At 64.1% G+C, this 16247-nt stretch carries 18 protein-coding genes and 1 tRNA gene; 6 read left to right on the forward strand and 13 right to left on the reverse strand.

What is annotated here, in order from left to right:
* Positions 1-97: 97 nt before the first annotated feature.
* The 5 genes from rplA to ACFVSJ_RS05760 form a co-directional block, all read right to left on the reverse strand.
* Positions 98-805 (reverse strand): 50S ribosomal protein L1, encoded by a 708-nt coding sequence (gene rplA / locus ACFVSJ_RS05740; protein ID WP_347108088.1) that lies wholly within the window; start codon positions 803-805, stop codon positions 98-100.
* 145 nt (positions 806-950) lie between these two features.
* Positions 951-1382: a 50S ribosomal protein L11 gene (gene rplK / locus ACFVSJ_RS05745; protein WP_144659403.1), complete on the reverse strand. Its 432-nt coding sequence runs from the start codon at positions 1380-1382 to the stop codon at positions 951-953.
* A gap of 129 nt (positions 1383-1511) precedes the next feature.
* On the reverse strand, positions 1512-2348 hold the full coding sequence (gene nusG / locus ACFVSJ_RS05750) for a transcription termination/antitermination protein NusG (RefSeq protein ID WP_387435081.1): 837 nt from the start codon (positions 2346-2348) through the stop codon (positions 1512-1514).
* Between the two features lie 111 nt (positions 2349-2459).
* On the reverse strand, positions 2460-2741 hold the full coding sequence (secE, locus tag ACFVSJ_RS05755; protein ID WP_387435083.1) for a preprotein translocase subunit SecE: 282 nt from the start codon (positions 2739-2741) through the stop codon (positions 2460-2462).
* Positions 2742-2821: 80 nt separating this feature from the next.
* A tRNA-Trp gene (locus ACFVSJ_RS05760) sits at positions 2822-2894 on the reverse strand.
* 255 nt (positions 2895-3149) lie between these two features.
* On the opposite strand from ACFVSJ_RS05760, the gene ACFVSJ_RS05765 reads away from it, so the two are divergent.
* On the forward strand, positions 3150-4379 hold the full coding sequence (locus ACFVSJ_RS05765) for a pyridoxal phosphate-dependent aminotransferase (protein ID WP_387435084.1): 1230 nt from the start codon (positions 3150-3152) through the stop codon (positions 4377-4379).
* A gap of 120 nt (positions 4380-4499) precedes the next feature.
* Here the strand turns inward: ACFVSJ_RS05765 and ACFVSJ_RS05770 are convergent, their stop codons facing one another.
* Both ACFVSJ_RS05770 and ACFVSJ_RS05775 read right to left on the reverse strand, forming a co-directional pair.
* Positions 4500-5174, reverse strand: a complete 675-nt coding sequence (locus ACFVSJ_RS05770; protein WP_387435085.1) for a LuxR C-terminal-related transcriptional regulator — start codon at positions 5172-5174, stop codon at positions 4500-4502.
* Positions 5171-6664 carry a PspC domain-containing protein gene (locus tag ACFVSJ_RS05775; RefSeq protein ID WP_387435087.1) on the reverse strand — a complete coding sequence of 498 codons (1494 nt, stop codon included), beginning with the start codon at positions 6662-6664 and terminating at the stop codon, positions 5171-5173. Before ACFVSJ_RS05775 ends, ACFVSJ_RS05770 begins: the two co-directional genes overlap by 4 nt.
* Positions 6665-6789: 125 nt before the next feature.
* Between ACFVSJ_RS05775 and ACFVSJ_RS05780 the strand changes: the two genes are divergently transcribed.
* The 5 genes from ACFVSJ_RS05780 to ACFVSJ_RS05800 all read left to right on the forward strand — a co-directional run bounded on the left by ACFVSJ_RS05780 (position 6790) and on the right by ACFVSJ_RS05800 (position 10928).
* The gene (locus ACFVSJ_RS05780) at positions 6790-8301 is read left to right on the forward strand and encodes a PspC domain-containing protein (RefSeq protein WP_387435088.1); all 1512 of its coding nucleotides are present in this window, start codon (positions 6790-6792) and stop codon (positions 8299-8301) included.
* A gap of 1 nt (position 8302) precedes the next feature.
* Positions 8303-8704 (forward strand): hypothetical protein, encoded by a 402-nt coding sequence (locus tag ACFVSJ_RS05785; protein ID WP_387435089.1) that lies wholly within the window; start codon positions 8303-8305, stop codon positions 8702-8704.
* 2 nt (positions 8705-8706) lie between these two features.
* The gene (locus ACFVSJ_RS05790) at positions 8707-8955 is read left to right on the forward strand and encodes a PspC domain-containing protein (protein WP_387435090.1); all 249 of its coding nucleotides are present in this window, start codon (positions 8707-8709) and stop codon (positions 8953-8955) included.
* 188 nt (positions 8956-9143) lie between these two features.
* On the forward strand, positions 9144-10169 hold the full coding sequence (locus ACFVSJ_RS05795; protein ID WP_387435091.1) for a 6-phosphofructokinase: 1026 nt from the start codon (positions 9144-9146) through the stop codon (positions 10167-10169).
* Between the two features lie 9 nt (positions 10170-10178).
* Positions 10179-10928: a GNAT family N-acetyltransferase gene (locus tag ACFVSJ_RS05800; RefSeq protein ID WP_387435092.1), complete on the forward strand. Its 750-nt coding sequence runs from the start codon at positions 10179-10181 to the stop codon at positions 10926-10928.
* Between the two features lie 66 nt (positions 10929-10994).
* Here ACFVSJ_RS05800 and ACFVSJ_RS05805 read toward each other — a convergent pair whose 3' ends face one another.
* The 6 genes from ACFVSJ_RS05805 to ACFVSJ_RS05830 form a co-directional block, all read right to left on the reverse strand.
* Positions 10995-12542 (reverse strand): DHA2 family efflux MFS transporter permease subunit, encoded by a 1548-nt coding sequence (locus ACFVSJ_RS05805; RefSeq protein WP_387435093.1) that lies wholly within the window; start codon positions 12540-12542, stop codon positions 10995-10997.
* A complete protein-coding gene (locus tag ACFVSJ_RS05810) occupies positions 12526-13155 on the reverse strand; it encodes a PadR family transcriptional regulator (RefSeq protein WP_387435095.1) in 630 nt (209 codons plus the stop codon). Before ACFVSJ_RS05810 ends, ACFVSJ_RS05805 begins: the two co-directional genes overlap by 17 nt.
* 120 nt (positions 13156-13275) lie before the next feature.
* Positions 13276-13701, reverse strand: coding sequence for an ankyrin repeat domain-containing protein (locus ACFVSJ_RS05815; protein WP_387435097.1), 426 nt, complete (start codon positions 13699-13701; stop codon positions 13276-13278).
* Positions 13698-14783 (reverse strand): YgfZ/GcvT domain-containing protein, encoded by a 1086-nt coding sequence (locus ACFVSJ_RS05820; RefSeq protein WP_387435099.1) that lies wholly within the window; start codon positions 14781-14783, stop codon positions 13698-13700. Before ACFVSJ_RS05820 ends, ACFVSJ_RS05815 begins: the two co-directional genes overlap by 4 nt.
* Before the next feature lie 52 nt (positions 14784-14835).
* Complete coding sequence (locus ACFVSJ_RS05825; RefSeq protein WP_387435100.1) at positions 14836-15558, reverse strand: flavodoxin family protein; 723 nt, start codon at positions 15556-15558, stop codon at positions 14836-14838.
* A gap of 57 nt (positions 15559-15615) precedes the next feature.
* Entirely contained in the window at positions 15616-16215 is a 600-nt protein-coding gene (locus ACFVSJ_RS05830) for an FABP family protein (protein ID WP_387435101.1), read from the reverse strand.
* Positions 16216-16247 lie beyond the last annotated feature (32 nt).

Genomic DNA, 16247 nt, shown 5'->3' on the forward strand with positions numbered 1-16247 from the left:
GCCCGCCTTCCAGCGGGACAAGACCAGTTCCGGCAAACAAAAAGGACCGCCCGGCAAAAAGCCGGGACGGTCCTTTCAGAGCCAATGCTCGCGAAGCTTACGCCTCGGTGAGAACCTTGGTGACGTTCGGGTCGACGGTGATGCCCGGACCGAACGTGGTGGCAACGGTGGCCTTCTGGATGTAGCGGCCCTTGGAAGCGGACGGCTTCAAACGAAGAACCTCTTCCAGTGCTGCTGCGTAGTTCTCGGCCAGCTTCACGGCGTCGAAGGAAACCTTGCCGATGATGAAGTGCAGGTTCGAGTGCTTGTCGACGCGGAAGTCGATCTTGCCGCCCTTGATGTCGTTGACAGCCTTGGTGACATCCGGGGTAACCGTACCGGTCTTCGGGTTCGGCATGAGGTTACGCGGGCCGAGGACCTTACCGAGGCGGCCAACCTTGCCCATGAGGTCAGGGGTGGCAACGGCTGCGTCGAAGTCGGTCCAGCCGCCTGCGATCTTTTCGATGAGGTCGTCGGAGCCAACGAAGTCGGCGCCGGCTGCGATTGCTGCCTCAGCCTTGTCACCGGTTGCGAAAACCAGGACGCGGGCGGTCTTGCCCGTGCCGTGGGGGAGGTTGACCGTGCCGCGGACCATCTGGTCAGCCTTGCGGGGGTCAACGCCGAGGCGGAAAGCGACCTCAACCGTTGCGTCGAACTTGGACGGGTTGATTTCCTTTGCCAGGCTGATGGCCTCGAACGGGGCGTAGACCTTGTCTGCCTCGATCTTGGCTACGGCTGCCTCATATGCTTTGCTGCGCTTTGCCATGCTGCTTGTTTCTCCTTGTGCAGTTGTGGTCTGCGGACCGCGCTGGGCCCTGCCACAGTCGTGGATCCGGCAAGGATCCTGCGACATTTCAATGTTTCAGATGCCGGTTGCCCGGCGATAAGGCTCAAAGGAGCCTTCGAGGTGACTAGCCCTCTACGGTGATGCCCATGGAGCGGGCGGTACCGGCGATGATCTTGGCAGCTGCCGCGACATCGTTGGCGTTGAGGTCTTCCATCTTGGTGGTGGCGATTTCCTCAACCTGTGCCTGGGTCAGCTTGGCAACCTTGACGGTGTGCGGGGTAGCCGAACCCTTGGCAACGCCTGCAGCCTTCTTGATGAGCTCTGCAGCCGGCGGGGTCTTGGTGATGAAGGTGAAGGAGCGGTCTTCGTAGACCGTGATTTCCACCGGGATAACGTTTCCGCGCTGGGATTCCGTTGCAGCGTTGTACGCCTTGCAGAATTCCATGATGTTGACACCGTGCTGGCCAAGCGCAGGACCGATCGGCGGGGCCGGGTTGGCGGCACCTGCCTGGATCTGCAGCTTGATGAGGCCGGTGACCTTCTTCTTGGGAGCCAATGTAGGGTCCTTCTCTCAATAGCTTCCTGGGGCACAGGAGCGCGTCCCAGGTTGGTGGCCGCCATGGCAAGGCGGCCGGCCGCTTCCTGGCCGCTAAGCAGGCGGCAGGGAGCGAAATCTTGGAATCAACTAGATCTTGGTGACCTGGTTGAAAGCGAGCGTAACCGGGGTTTCGCGCTCGAAGATGGAAACAAGCACCACGAGGGTCTGCGACTCGGGCTTGATCTCGGAGATCGTTGCCGGAAGGGTCTCGAACGGACCTTCCTTGACGATGACGGACTCGCCAACTTCGAAGTCGACGGCCACGGGAGCCTGGTTCTGCTTGTTGACGGGCTTGCCCTTCTCAGCCTGCTCTTCTTCGAAGACCGGGGCGAGCATGGAGAAGACCTCGTCCAGGCGCAGCGGCACGGGGTTGTGGGCGTTGCCCACGAAGCCGGTAACACCGGGCGTGTGGCGGACGGCGCCCCAGGAAGCATCGGTCAGGTCCATGCGGACCAGGACGTAGCCGGGGATGCGCACGCGGTTGATCACCTTGCGCTGCGCGTTCTTGATCTCGACGACCTCTTCCATCGGGACCTGGATTTCGAAGATGTAGTCTTCCATGTCCAAGGTCTGGATGCGGGTCTCCAGGTTAGCCTTCACGCGGTTCTCGTAACCGGCGTAGGAGTGGATGACGTACCAGTCACCTTCCTGGCGGCGCAGCTTGGACTTGAACTCCTCGGCGGGGTCCGCCGGCGCGGCAGCAGCGGCAGCTTCCAGGGAAACGCCCTCTGCTTCGTCGTCGTCGCTGTCCGACTCGTCGTCGGATTCGTCGTCTACGTCAGCCTCGAAGGCCTCTTCGGAATCCTCGACGTCGGCAGTTTCGGGTGCAGCGGAATCGACCTCGGACTCGTCCGCGGCTGCGGTCGTGTTCTCTTCGGTCCCATCCAGCTCAGTCTCGTTTACCTCGAGCTCCTGCTCAGACACTTGGTCTCCTGCTTCCTCATTGCCTAACATGCCTATTTAAATGGCTCAATTCCGCAAGCCCCGCAAAATCCCTGGTTCCAGGGGTTTCACACGGCTTGCGGACAGATCCGCTTAGCGGTCCGTAGCGCCTGACCCTCCGAAGACCCAGCTGACACCTGTGCCGAAGGCAAGATCCAGGAGAGTCACGATGACCATCATGATGACGACGAACACCAGCACCACGAGCGTGTAGTTGATCAGTTCTTTGCGGGTCGGAGCGACGACTTTCTTCAGTTCGCCGATGACCTGGCGGACGAAGAGCGCAATCCGGGCGAAGAACCCGGCTTCGGCTTTCTTGGCGGGACGGCCCTTCGAGCTGCTGGCAGCTGTTTCGGTCACCTGGTCCTCACTCACCTTGAAAAGTCGTTGACCCGGCCCTGATCAGAGCCATGGTTGCTGCGCGTGCCCCGGCGTTTCCGCCGGAACAGCCTGCGCAGGGCAGACAGGACTCGAACCTGCAACCTGCGGTTTTGGAGACCGCTGCGCTACCAATTGCGCCACTACCCTATGGATCGAATCCATGTTTCAGGCCGCAGAACAGCCTGTGATGCTTTTCAACACCGGTGAACCAGTCTACGCAAGAATTTCGCGATAGTCGAACCGGCTCGATTCCGGGGCTTCCGGCGTGTTGCAAACGCTGTGACCAGCACCATCAGTCACATTGCCTGCCAGTCACCCGGGAGCTCCGCAGAACAGCATAAGGTAGTTTACGTCGAATCCCATCATCCAGCCCACGAGCTGCCTGCGAAGAACGGTACATAGATGTCTGCCGGAACACCTGCCGCCCGCATTTCACAACGAATCTCCGCCATTGCCGAGTCCGCCACCCTTGCCGTTGATGCCAAGGCCAAGGCACTGAAGGCCGCGGGTCGCCCCGTGATTGGCTTCGGTGCCGGTGAACCCGACTTCCCCACTCCGGACTACATCGTGCAGGCTGCCATCGAAGCCGCCAGCCAGCCGAAGTACCACCGGTACTCCCCCGCATCCGGCCTGCCTGAGCTGAAGAAGGCCATCGCGGACAAGACCTTGCGCGACTCCGGGTACAAAGTCGACCCGTCGCAGGTCCTGGTGACCAACGGCGGCAAGCAAGCCGTCTACAACACCTTCGCCACCTTGGTTGACCCGGGCGACGAGGTCATCATCCCCACGCCGTTCTGGACCACCTACCCGGAGGCGATCCGGCTGGCCGGCGGCGTTCCCGTCGAGGTCTTCGCCGGTCCGGAGCAGGGTTACCTGGTCACCATCGAACAGCTCGAAGCCGCGCTGACGGACAAGACCAAGATCCTGCTGTTTGTTTCCCCGTCCAACCCCACCGGCGCCGTATACAGCCCGGAGCAGGTTGCCGAGATCGGCAAGTGGGCAGCGTCCAAGGGCCTCTGGGTCGTCACGGATGAAATCTACGAGCACCTGACTTACGACGGTGTGGAATTCACCTCCATCGCCACCGCGGCTCCCGAGCTGGGCGACAAGGTAGTCATCCTCAACGGCGTCGCCAAGACCTACGCCATGACCGGCTGGCGCGTGGGCTGGATGATCGGCCCGGCCGATGTCATCAAGGCCGCAACCAACCTGCAGTCGCACGCGACGTCGAACGTCTCGAACATCATGCAGGTGGCCGCTGCCGCCGCACTCACCGGTCCGCTGACCGCCGTCGACGAGATGAAGGTTGCCTTCGACCGTCGCCGCAAGGCGATCGTGGCCGGCCTGAACGCGATCGACGGGGTTGAATGCCCGACGCCGACCGGCGCCTTCTACGTGTACGCGGACGTCCGCGGACTGCTCGGTAAGGAATTTGAGACGGCGAACGGTACCGCCCGTCCGACGACTTCTGCTGAACTCGCCGCGCTGATCCTTGACGAAGTCGAGGTGGCTGTTGTTCCGGGTGAGGCCTTCGGCCCGTCGGGCTACGTCCGCCTTTCGTACGCGCTGGGCGATGACGACCTCGCCGAGGGCGTGCGCCGGATCCAGGAATTCCTGGGCAAGGCCAAGTAGCCTCCCACAACGAAACGCTCTCTCGCCGGTATGGGTGAGAGAGCGTTTCCGTTTAAGGGCGTTTTGGTGGGAGAGGATCGGGCTGAAGGGGCGTTTTGGTGAGAGAGCGTCCGAGGGGGGTTAGAGGAGGCGGCGTTCGGCGGCCCACTTGGTGAGCTCGTGGCGGCTGGAGAGCTGGAGTTTCCGCAGCACCGCGGACACGTGGGTTTCCACGGTCTTGATGGAGATGAAGAGTTCCTTGGCCACTTCCTTATAGCTGTAGCCCCGCGCGATGAGCCGCATCACTTCCAATTCACGGGCCGAGAGCTTGTCCAGTTCGTCGTCGGCAATATCCGCGGGCGCGGTCCCGAAGGCGTCGAGTACAAATCCGGCAAGCCGAGGGGAAAAGACTGCGTCTCCGTCGGCCACCCGGATCACGGCGTCGGAGATCTCCGCACCTGAGATGGTCTTGGTGACGTATCCGCGCGCGCCGGCCCGGATTACGGCAACAACGTCCTCGGCCGCATCGGAAACGCTGAGCGCCAGGAAACTCGTGGTGCCCAGCAACGCTGCGGAGCCCGCGATGACCTCGCGTCCACCGCCGCCCAGCCCGCCCGGCAAATGCACGTCGAGCAGCACAACCTCGGGCCGCGTCGCGGAAATGACAGCGATGGCCTGTTCCACCGTGCCGGCTTCGCCTACGACGTGCATCCGTTCATCGAGATCGGCTTTGAGCCCGGACCGGAAGATGGTGTGGTCGTCCACGATCACTACGCGCACGCTCCTCCCGGCACCGTCTTGGCTGGTGGTGTTCATTGCTTGGTCTCTCCGTTCCGTGATTCGCCGTTCTCGGCGTTCGCCACCGGCATGGCCAGGCGGACTTCCGTGCCGTCGGGGCTGCTGATGATCTTTGCTGTGCCACCATGCCTCTTCATGCGGCCAATAATCGACTCCTTGACGCCCATCCGGTCATCCGGAACTGCATCTATATCGAAACCGGGACCACGGTCCTTGACGAACACTTCCGTACCGCCGGCCATGCTTTCCAGATAGACCGAAACTGTCCCACCGCCGTGCCGGGCAGCGTTGAGCATCGCTTCCCTGGCTGCCTGCACCAGTGCTTCGTGCCTGTCCGTCATCTCCGTATCGCCCACGCTCACCACTTCCACGGCGTGGCCATGCGCATCCTCCACTTCGGCGGCAACAGCCTTGATCCGTTCGGCCAGAAGGCCGGATTCCTTGGTGGAGTCGCTGAAGAGCCAGGAACGCAGCTCACGCTCCTGGGCGCGCGCCAACCGGACTACGTCCTGTTCGGACCCGGCCCGCCGCTGGATCAGCGCGAGGGTCTGGAGGACGGAGTCGTGCAGGTGCGCAGCGATCTCCGCACGCTCGGTTTCCCGTACCCGCCCGGCGCGCTCCGTTTCAAGATCTTTCCAGAACTTCAGGCCCCACGGCAGGAGCACGAGCGCAACTCCACCGAGGACCGCAACCGAGGCGAGCAAAGCCAGCCAGGTCTGCTCCCAAGACCCCGAGCCGGAGACCATCACCAGGACTCCGGCAACCACCAGGGCCAAGCCTGCAGCCAGCCGGACCCATCCCCCGGCCTGGTCCGCCTTGGTCTTGTCCACCAAACCGGCCCTGCGGGTCTCATCGAGCTGCATCCACGCAATGGCCGCACCGCCCAGGATCGCCGCCGCGGGAATCAGCGTCCCCAGCGGAAGGTCCACACCGAATTGCCGGGCCACCAGGATGGCCGCCACCAGCAACAGGCCCGCTCCCAACAGGATCTCTTTGCCGTACTGGATACGGCGGAAGGTGAACCAAGGAGGCACGGGACCCGCGTTGCCACCCCAACCGGGAGCAGCTCCGCCTGGCTGGGCGGCGGTACCGTCAGCCTCGTCCGTCGCCGGGCGGAATCCCGGTGCCCGCAATCCTTCGGCGCCGAGCGGGTTGGGTCCACCTTGCCCCTGCGGTACGCCACCGGCTGGCGGGCCGAACAACCGGGACGGGTTCCCGCCGTCGTACGCTTTTGGCTGGCCGGCAACCGGCGGCTGGCTCACCGCCGGAGCAATGGGCGACGCCGGACGCCTGGCATTGCGGCGCGCGCTCTCATCCGCCGTGGGAACCATGGTCCACAACCACGCGTAGAAGGCCAAGCCGGCGCCCCCGGCGAAGCACGCGAGGACCATACCCACGCGGACATACTTCACTGGCCAGCCCAGGTGCACGGCGAGTCCGCTGCAGACGCCCGCGATCATGCGGTCGCTGCTGCGGACCAGCGGCGGGCGTTGTACAGCAGTGCTCATGTACCAATCCAAACACGGTTCAGGGGTCCCCGGACCGGAAACCGGCGTTGTTCGGGGGTCCCTCAGGGATCATTCAGGGTATCCCCCAGTAGAGGGCAGACAGGCCCAAACGGCAGGATCGAAGTATGAACGCGAACAGCATGAACCCAGAGGAATCCGGAACCGCCGCCAACACCGGCACCCCGGATCCCGACGCCACCAGCGGTGCCACTACCGGCGCACCCGAGGACCCCTCCGGGCGGTCCTGGAACCCGGGCGGCAGCGGTCCTGCCGCACCACAGCAGAACTTCTTCGATTGGATCCGCAACCAAGGCATCCGCCGCGGGCCGGACCGCTGGATCGGTGGCGTCGCCAGCGGCGTTGCCCACCGCTTTGGCATCGATCCGCTTATTGTCCGCGGCATCTTCATTGTCCTGGCGCTGTTCGCCGGCGTTGGCGTCCTGCTTTACGGCCTCGCGTGGGCTCTCTTGCCCGAACCTGACGGCCGCATCCACGTTCAGGAAGCCGGCGCCGGCCGCTGGTCCGGGGGCATGACGGGCGCGTTGATCACCACGATCATCGGCCTCCCCAGCCTGGGCCGCGGCTTCTGGGGCTGGGGCTGGAACGGGCTCCCCGGACTGTTCTGGACCCTCTTCTGGATAGGCGCCGTGGCCTACTTGGTCTACTACCTCGTGCAACGCAACAAGAACCAGAGAGCTGCGCAGCCCATGAACCGGCAAGACTTCAGCGCACCGGAATTCAGCGCACCGGCGCAGGCCGGCATGGCCTACGGTGCTGCCGGTGCCGCACCAACCGTAACGCGGCCTGCGGGAGCGAACACCGGCGTCCCCGTGTATGGAACAGGCAGCAGGCCTGCTGGCCCCGGCGCGTCCTCAGCGCCGGGCGGGTCCTATCCAGCTGCAGGCCCAGCCAACCCTGCCGGCCCCTACAACCCGTCCGGTCCGCGGCCTCCCTACGGGCCCACACCCCCGCACGGAGAACAGCCCAAGCCGGCCCGGCCCAAGAGGAAGGGCCCGGGTGCAGCCATCATTGCCGTGACTGCCGGGACCGCGCTCCTGGCCGGCGGCACCCTGAAGGCCCTGGACGCGGGAAACGTGATCGATCTGGGCAACTCCGCCAACGCCGTGGTCTGGGCCGTCGGCGCCGCCATCCTGGGCCTTGGCATCCTGGTCGCAGGCCTTCGAGGACGCACCTCCGGATTCCTTGGCTTCCTGGCCATCGTTGCTCTGGTGATCGGCGGCATCTTCAACGTCATCCCGCGGGGCGGCGACCGCTTCACCTTCCACGACGTCAATTGGGCGCCCGTCAGTATCGAACAGGCCCGCTCGGGGCTGAACGTCACGGGAGCCCGCGGGACAGTGGATCTCACGGACCTGAACCGGGGTACGCCGCTGACCACCGAAGTAACCGTCCCGGTGGATGCCACGGCCAGCAACGTAACTGTGATCATCCCGGACAATGTGCCGGTGGAAATCCAGGCGGACATGACCTTCGGCAACCTCAACGAACACGGCACGGACCGCGGCGGCAGGCTCCAGGACGACAGCACCTTCTATAACACTGACAAGCCCGGAGCCAACCTCGTGGTGAAGATCGACGGCACTTTCAGCAACGTGACCATCCAGGAAGGAAACTGACATGAGCACGAACCAGCCAAACGGAACCCACGATTCCGAGGCCACCGAAGCCCCCACGGCACCGCTGCCCCGCGAGACCCGGCCCACCGAGCCGCTCCCCTCGCCCCGGTTGCAACAGATCCCGCTCACGCCCCATCTGGAACCCACCTACAAGGCAGACCGGGAGACGGACGACGACGAACCCCGGCAAGCGCGCATCGGCACCGTGGTGTGGGGGTTGATCGTGATGGCCCTGGCCGCCTTGCTTCTGGTCTCCACCCTGGGCTGGGTGGTCCTGAACGGAACCTATGTGCTGATCGGCCTCATGATTGGCGCCGGAGCCGCCCTCGTGGTGGGCGGCCTGTTCGCGGCCCGCAGGGGCTCCAAACAAGTGACAAAGAGCTCCCAACAAGGAAGTGTGTAGTCATGGACAAGTTCTTCAGCATCGTCAGGGGCTTCGGCCTGAAGCGCGGACCACAACGCTGGCTGGGTGGCGTGTGTGGTGGCATCGCCGCCAAGCTCAAAGTTGATGTGGCATATGTCCGGGTGGCTTTCCTGCTCTTCTGCCTCCTCCCGGGCCCGGCCATCGTGTTCTACGTCCTGGCCTGGCTCATCCTTCCGGACCAGGGCAACAAGATCGCGTTGGAGTCGTTCATCAGCCAGCGTTCGCGCTGAGACCCGAACTTCACAAGGGAAACGCTCCGCCACGCGGCGGGGCGTTTCCCTTTTCCGGCAGATTTCCAATACCGCACCGCAGGGTTCAAAAGTAACCATTTGTGTCCCACCCCACATGCACGTCTAGAATCGTGGGGAGCTCAGCGTGGCGCTCGGCACGTATTCCTCCAAGCCATGAGTGAGCAAACATGAAAATTGGCATCCTTACCAGCGGTGGCGACTGCCCCGGCCTCAACGCAGTGATCCGGGGTGCTGTCCTGAAGGGCATCGCCATCCACGGCCAGGAGTTCGTAGGCTTCCGGGACGGCTGGCGCGGCGTGGTGGAAGGTGATGTCATCGACATCCCCCGCACCATGGTCCGCGGCATCGCCAAACAAGGCGGCACCATCCTGGGCACGTCCCGCACCAACCCGTTCGAAAACGGTGGCGGTCCCGAGGTCATCAAAGAGCACATGGAACGCCTGGGCATCGACGCGATCATCGCGATTGGCGGTGAAGGCACCCTCGCCGCTGCCAAGCGACTCACCGACGCCGGGCTGAAAATCGTTGGTGTCCCCAAGACCGTGGACAACGACCTCGACGCCACCGACTACACCTTCGGGTTCGATACCGCCGTCGAAATCGCCACCGAAGCCATCGACCGCCTCCGCACCACCGGCGAGTCACACCACCGCTGCATGATTGCCGAGGTCATGGGCCGGCACGTCGGCTGGATCGCCCTGCACTCCGGCATGGCCTCCGGTGCGCACGCCATCCTGATCCCCGAGCAGAAGGTCAGCATCGAACAGATCGCCGAATGGGTACAGGAAGCCCACGATCGTGGCCGTGCCCCGCTGGTTGTAGTGGCCGAAGGATTCGTTCCCGACCATATGGAATCCCCCCACTCCGAGCGCGGCCTGGACACGTTCGGCCGTCCCCGCCTGGGCGGCATCGCCGACCAGCTCGCCCCGGAAATCGAAGCCCGCACCGGCATCGAAACGCGGGCCACCATCCTGGGCCACATCCAGCGCGGCGGCGTCCCCACCGCCTACGACCGCGTCCTGGCCACGCGCCTGGGCATGGCCGCGATCGACTCCGTGGTGGACGGACGCTGGGGCACCATGGTTGCCCTCAAGGGCACCGACATCTCCCACGTCGGCTTCGAAGAGGCCCTCGGCAAGCTCAAGACCGTGCCACAGCACCGCTACGACGAAGCGTCGGTACTGTTCGGCTAGGCTGAATCCATGACTCTCGAGCCCACGTCCGCTGCCATTATCCAGCTGGCGTGGGCTCGCCGTTTAAGGCTCGACGACGCCGCTTTCGCCACCGCAGCGGACCGGCTCGCCTCATCATCGGCGGACCTGGGCGACCCCGGCAACCGCATCACACTGGCTGATGAGTCAGCCCGCGCCTTCCAGTTCCTCCGTTTGTTCGGTGTCTCCGCGCTGGTGGGACCCCAATGGGCCCTTGACGCAGCCGCGGACGTTCCCGATGCCGAACTCGCCCAACACGTCACACTGCTGACGCTGACCAGGTCCCACGGTGGGCACGGTCTGGGTTCATCGGCGCTGTTCTTCGCGGACGATCTTCCGCTGAGCCAGCCATCCGAGGACCTGACGGTCTCCCGCGGCAATCCCGAAGCCATCGCTTTGGAGGGCCTGTGCCCGCCCGACGACGTGAACGAAGTAGGGCTCCAGGCGTTGGAGCACCGCTTCACCATCATGCATCCCGAGGACGAGCAAACCCTGCCGGTGGCGTGCGGCGCCTATGCGGAGTGGGAAGGCCTCCTGGCGAACATGGGCGTCCTGGTGGCACCGGCATGGCGTCGCCGGGGAGTGGGAAAGCTTGCCGCTTCAATTGCCGCCCATGAAGCATTGGCTGCCGGGCTCACCCTTCAGTGGAAGGCCGACGTCAGCAACACCGGCGCCTTGGCCATGGCCCGCAGCCTTGGTTTTGCTACCGGCGGGCTGCACGCGGGAGTGCTGCTCGGTTAAGCCAAAGGGTGTGCACCACTGATGCCCCTCTTGAGGCAACAGTGGTGCACACCCTTTTGTTGGCTGTTACTTGTGGGCTTCCTGCGCGGCGGGATCACCGGATTCGGCGTCCTCACGCGCGGGGGCCGATGCAGGTTTGCCACCGCCCCAGCCTTCCGCCGGCTTCGGCTTGGCGAAGAACAGCGCGATGACTGCACCCAACAGGATCGCGAAGGCTGGCAGCAGGATGGACTGGCTCATCGCCGTCGAGAATCCAGCGTGCAGGAACTCGGGAAGCGCACCGGTCATGGACGCTTCCCCCACGGGGGCACCGGACTGCGCAGTCGGCAGTTCAGCGGCCAACCGGGACTGGATCAGCGCGGCAATGGCGGCCGAGCCGAGCACTGCACCAATCTGCCGGGTGGTGTTGAAGACACCGGACCCCGCGCCGGCCTGACGAGGTGCAAGGTTCCTGGTGGTCGCATTGGAAACCGGGCCCCAGATGAAGGCGTTCGCCACGCCCTGAAGGGCGCTGGGCAGGAGGAACATCCAGATCGGAGTGTCCGGTCCCAGGAGCGATGCCGTCCAGGAGAGGGCCGCGGAAAGGCATACGAGTCCAAAGGCAGCGAACCAGCGAGGGTTGGCCCGGTCGATCAGTTTGCCCACGAACGGTGCCAGGCCACCTGATATGACGGCCATGGGAATCATCAGCAGCGCCGATTGCGTCGGCGTGAGGCCACGGACCACCTGGTAGTAGAAGATGGTGGGAAGCGGGAAGGCAGTAACGGTGAAGCCTACGGCCATGATGGTGGAGTTGCCCAGGGAGAAGTTGCGGTCCTTGAACAAGCCAAGCGGCAGGAGCGGCTCACCGCCGCGGCGTTCCAGCTGCCACTGCCAGGCAACGAATGCCGCCAAGACCACCAGGCCCGCGATGATCAGGCCCCACACCGTAATGAAACCGTTGACCACGCCCCACTTGTAGGTCTGGCCTTCCTGTATGCCGAACACCAGCAGGAACATGCCAAGGGCCGAGAGCACCACGCCAAGGATGTCGAACGAGTGGCTGTGCGTGGTCAGTTTGGGCACGAAGCGCGTCACCAGGATGAAGGCCACGATGCCGATGGGCACGTTGACGAAGAAGATCCACTCCCAGCCGAGGCCGTCCACCAGCACGCCACCCAGGATGGGGCCCACAAGGACGGCCATCCCGGCCGTTGCGCCCCACAAGCCCATGGCCGCACCGCGGCGGTCCGGCGGGAAGATGCGGGTGATGACTGCCATGGTTTGCGGCGTCATCATGGCTGCCCCGAGGCCTTGGACGGCCCGCGCGGCGATCAGCATGGTGACGTCTCCGGAGAGGCCGCACCACAGCGAGGCCAGGGTGAAGACCACCAGGCCAATGAGGTACAGGTTCTTGGGACCGAAGCGGTCACCAAGCCTGCCGGTGATCAGGAGGGGCACAGCGTAAGCCAGGAGGTACGCGCTGGTCACCCAGATCACGGCGTTGATATCTGTATTCAGGCCTTCCATGATCCGTGGATTGGCCACCGAGACAATGGTGGTGTCGATCAGGATCATGAAGAAGCCAACCACGAGTGACCAGAGGGCCGGCCACGGCTTAGCTACGTTTTCCAAGGGATTCCTTTGGCTTGTGGGAAAGGTCGGACGGAGTTGGCTGGGGGTTGTCCCAGGGCAGCTGTCCGCTGCGCAACTCCGCAAGGAGCTCGCGGATCCACGAGATCTCCGTTCGAAGCATGGCTTGTTGATAGGTGACGTCTATCCAATACTTGCGTTCCAGGCCCTTGGCCATGACGGCCACCTCGGCCTGCTGGAGGAACTCCAGGTCCGCGTCGAGGGCCGCCAGCCGTCCCTCGAGCAATTGCGTCACAATATCTGCGGGAAGGTGGTGCGCTTCGGCTATGGCGTGGGGAAAGGTGGGGTACTCATTGATGGGCGTCGCCAACATGTCACGCAACCGCGAATCCAGGGCCTCGTGGCCGGCGGACGTGATCCGGTACGTGGTGCGCTCCGGACGGTTGCCTTCCCGTTCGGTACCGGCAGCTTCCACCAGCCCGTTCTCGGCGAGGCGTCCAACGGCGTGATAGAGCGTCCCGGGGCGGACCTTGACCAAACGGTCCTCATGGCGGGCCATCAGCACCTGGTACATCTCGTATGGATGCATGGGCCCCTCCGCAAGGAGGGCCAACGAAGCGACCCCCAAGGGCGTCAGGTCGGCGGCTTTCGGCACGGCAGAACCCCTTCCACAGCAAATATTCCATAACAACTATTCCACGTGGAATAGTCAGATGCAAGAAAACCCTGTTGCCACGGGCAACAGGGTTTCTTGTTGGAAGGGTTTAGGCCGGGACTAACCCAGCAGTTCCAGGATCTCCGTGCGTGCGAACATCTTCGCCGCGTCGCGGGCGCTGGGCGTTCCGGCGTCGGGATCGGCACCTGCGTCCACCAATACGCGGGCAACACCGGCGTAGCCCTTGAAGACCGCTCCGGCGAGCGGGGTCTGGCCGCGGTCGTTGGCAGCATTGACGTCCGCACCGTGGTGCACCAGGAGCTGAACGGTTTCCTCGTGACCGTGATAAGCCGCGAGCATGAGCAGCGAATCCCCTGCGGCATTGGTCAGCGTCGCTGGAGCGCCGGCGTTGAGGTAACCCCGCAACAATTCGGAGTCGCCTTCCCTGGCGGCGTCGAACAAGGCGTCGGCCAGCGCCAGGGTTTCGTCGTCGGCCTGCGGGGAAGCCTGCGGGCTGGCGGCCTCGGGGCTGGTGGGCTGGGTCATCGGTGGGGTCCCTTCAGGAATCCGGTCTGGCGCCCGACTACCTGTCCGGCGTCGGGGGCGACGATCACTTCCTGGGCCGCGACGTAGGGCTCGTCGCCGTCCATCACCGTCAAAGTATCCTCAGCCGACACTGAACGCTTGATGACCGCCAAAGCCACCGGGCCCATCTCGAAGTGCTGCGCCACCGATGTCAGAGTACCTACCTTGCGTTCCCCCGCAAATACGACGCTGCCCACCGCAGGAAGCGTGTGCTGCGACCCGTCCAGCTGGAGGAAGACCAGGCGCCGTGGCGGATGCCCGAGGTTATGCACCCGCGCAATGGTCTCCTGGCCCTTGTAGCAGCCCTTGTTCAAGTGGACGGAAGTGCGGATCAGGTCCAGTTCGTGCGGAATGGTCTTGTCGTCGGTCTCGGCGCCAAGACGGGGCCGCCACGCAGCGATCCGGAGGGCGTCTGCGGCCATGGCACCTGCCAGGGGCAGGCCTTCCACGGCGGCTTCGAGTTCGGCAGAGGGGACGAGGTACTCGAACCACGGACGCTCAAGCCCAGGATGCGATTCCTCGGGAACCAGGCTGTACGAATAACCGCCCGGACCAACATGCGGCCATGGATCTTCCCAGACCAAGCGGCCGGCCAACTGTTCCACCGGCCGGGTGGACCCAAGGACGGCCCACTCCGCCGAAACATCGGCGATCTCGACGCGCAGCATGAACTTCATCTTGTTCAACCACTCCGCCAGGGGTTCGGCCTCTGCCGCCTCGACGATCAGCCAGGTGGTGCCGCCGTCGTCAATAACCCGAGCATCGAATTCGATGCGGCCCTGGACGCTGAGCAGCAGCAGTTCGCTGGCCACCTTCGGCTGCAGGTTGGTGAGTTGCTGGGAGGACAGGGTGTTGAGCCAGCTGAGCCGGTCTGGTCCGGTCACGGTCACGACGCCACGGTGCGAGAGATCGACGACGGCGGTACCGGTTGCGAGGGCGCGTTGCTCGCGCAGCGGCTCGCCGTAGTGGGCCGCGACACCGGCATCGAGGCCGGTGTCCTCGACAGCGCCAGGGCGCGACAACAGAGGGCTCTTGTAAGTCATATGTAGTAGAAGTCCTTGGTGTTCGGTCGTATTCCCTGCCGGGTACGGTTCCTCAGCGGTATTCGGGGTTTTCGAAATCGAAGCGCGTTCCGGCTTTCCATTCCTCGGGCAGGTTCCCGTAGGCGGGGATGCCGCCGGCGTCGCGCAGGAGCTTGGCCAGATGCATCAGGTTCCAACTCATGAACGTGGTGTTCCTGTTGGTGAAGTCGCTTTCCGGACCACCCGATCCCTCGTCCAGGTAGCTGGGCCCGGGACCGACGGCGCCGATCCAGCCTGCGTCAGCCTGGGGCGGGATGGTAAAGCCGATGTGCTGGAGGCTGTACAGAACATTCATGGAACAGTGCTTGATGCCGTCCTCGTTGCCTGTGATGAGGCAGCCTCCCACTTTGGGGTAGAACGCCCACTGGCCCTTGCTGGTGAGTTCGCCTGAGTGGGCATAGAGGCGCTCGATCAGCTTCTTGGTCTGGGACGAATTGTCGCCCAGCCAGATGGGCCCCGCCACCACCACGATGTCCGCATCGGCAACGGCGGGATAGATTTCCGGCCATTCATCGCTCTTCCAGCCGTGCTCCCGCATGTCCGGGTATACGCCAGTGGCGATGTCATGGTCCACGGTCCGGAACAACTGCGTCGAGACGCCCTGCTTTTCCATGATGTCCCGACTGATGCGGATCAGGCCATCGGTGTTGCTGAGCTGTGGAGAGGGTTTGAGCGTTCCGTTGAAGAACACGGCTTTGAGGCCCTCATAGCCTCCGGGCTTGAGGTTGGTGGTCACTTGCTGCTCCTTTGCTGGTTGCTTTATGGAACGTTCAGTGAGACCTCGCTCGGCGCTTCAGGAAACCTTGTGCAGGAATGCCGAAGCGTGGGCTTCGAGCGCCTTTCCGTTGGCCGCGACATCCCAACGCCACAGCAGGTTGCCGTCAACAAGGCCAAAGATACGCGTTGCGGCCGTGTATTCCTTGGAGTGGCTCCCCCGCATCACCATGTCGGTGCTGAGCTGGATCTGCGGGCCCTTGATCTGGCCGTAGTACAACTCCGTGATACCGCCCGGGTGGGAGATCGATACCGAGATGTCGAAGCCGCCATCCTTGTTGCGGCGCTCTTCGACGTCGTCAGCGGTCTTGAGCACGGGGACGATGTCAGCGGGAACCAGCCCGGGGCCGCCGTCGCCCTCCTGGAGCTCGCGTTCCAACGCCCAGAAACCCGTCTCAACGGTCAGCGGGCGCAACTTTGTGCCGGCGTCGTCGCTGATCCAGCTCTCCGCCCGGTACTGCAGGTAGGGCAGTCCGTTATGGGTGAAGGAGACATGCTGGACGAAATGCTCCGATTCCTCGTCACCGCTGCCAAGACGGCCGCGGCCTTCCCACTCGCCAATGAGCCAGGAAAGGGGGACGAGTTCAGGGGTCAGGTCTGTTGGGATCTCAATGGGCACAACAACTACCTCTGTTGAACTGCGGAAAGGGG

Origin of the sequence: Paenarthrobacter sp. NPDC058040 (genome assembly GCF_042885775.1) — a bacterium.
Taxonomy (GTDB): Bacteria; Actinomycetota; Actinomycetes; order Actinomycetales; family Micrococcaceae; genus Arthrobacter.

What these genes read in the sequence shown, in the direction of transcription:
- rplA (WP_347108088.1), bottom strand. Translation starts at nt 805, where the DNA reads ATGGCAAAGCGCAGCAAAGCATATGAGGCAGCCGTAGCCAAGATCGAG.
- ACFVSJ_RS05765 (WP_387435084.1), top strand. Translation starts at nt 3,150, where the DNA reads ATGTCTGCCGGAACACCTGCCGCCCGCATTTCACAACGAATCTCCGCC.
- ACFVSJ_RS05770 (WP_387435085.1), bottom strand. Translation starts at nt 5,174, where the DNA reads ATGAACACCACCAGCCAAGACGGTGCCGGGAGGAGCGTGCGCGTAGTG.
- ACFVSJ_RS05775 (WP_387435087.1), bottom strand. Translation starts at nt 6,664, where the DNA reads ATGAGCACTGCTGTACAACGCCCGCCGCTGGTCCGCAGCAGCGACCGC.
- ACFVSJ_RS05780 (WP_387435088.1), top strand. Translation starts at nt 6,790, where the DNA reads ATGAACGCGAACAGCATGAACCCAGAGGAATCCGGAACCGCCGCCAAC.
- ACFVSJ_RS05785 (WP_387435089.1), top strand. Translation starts at nt 8,303, where the DNA reads ATGAGCACGAACCAGCCAAACGGAACCCACGATTCCGAGGCCACCGAA.
- ACFVSJ_RS05790 (WP_387435090.1), top strand. Translation starts at nt 8,707, where the DNA reads ATGGACAAGTTCTTCAGCATCGTCAGGGGCTTCGGCCTGAAGCGCGGA.
- ACFVSJ_RS05795 (WP_387435091.1), top strand. Translation starts at nt 9,144, where the DNA reads ATGAAAATTGGCATCCTTACCAGCGGTGGCGACTGCCCCGGCCTCAAC.
- ACFVSJ_RS05800 (WP_387435092.1), top strand. Translation starts at nt 10,179, where the DNA reads ATGACTCTCGAGCCCACGTCCGCTGCCATTATCCAGCTGGCGTGGGCT.
- ACFVSJ_RS05815 (WP_387435097.1), bottom strand. Translation starts at nt 13,701, where the DNA reads ATGACCCAGCCCACCAGCCCCGAGGCCGCCAGCCCGCAGGCTTCCCCG.
- ACFVSJ_RS05820 (WP_387435099.1), bottom strand. Translation starts at nt 14,783, where the DNA reads ATGACTTACAAGAGCCCTCTGTTGTCGCGCCCTGGCGCTGTCGAGGAC.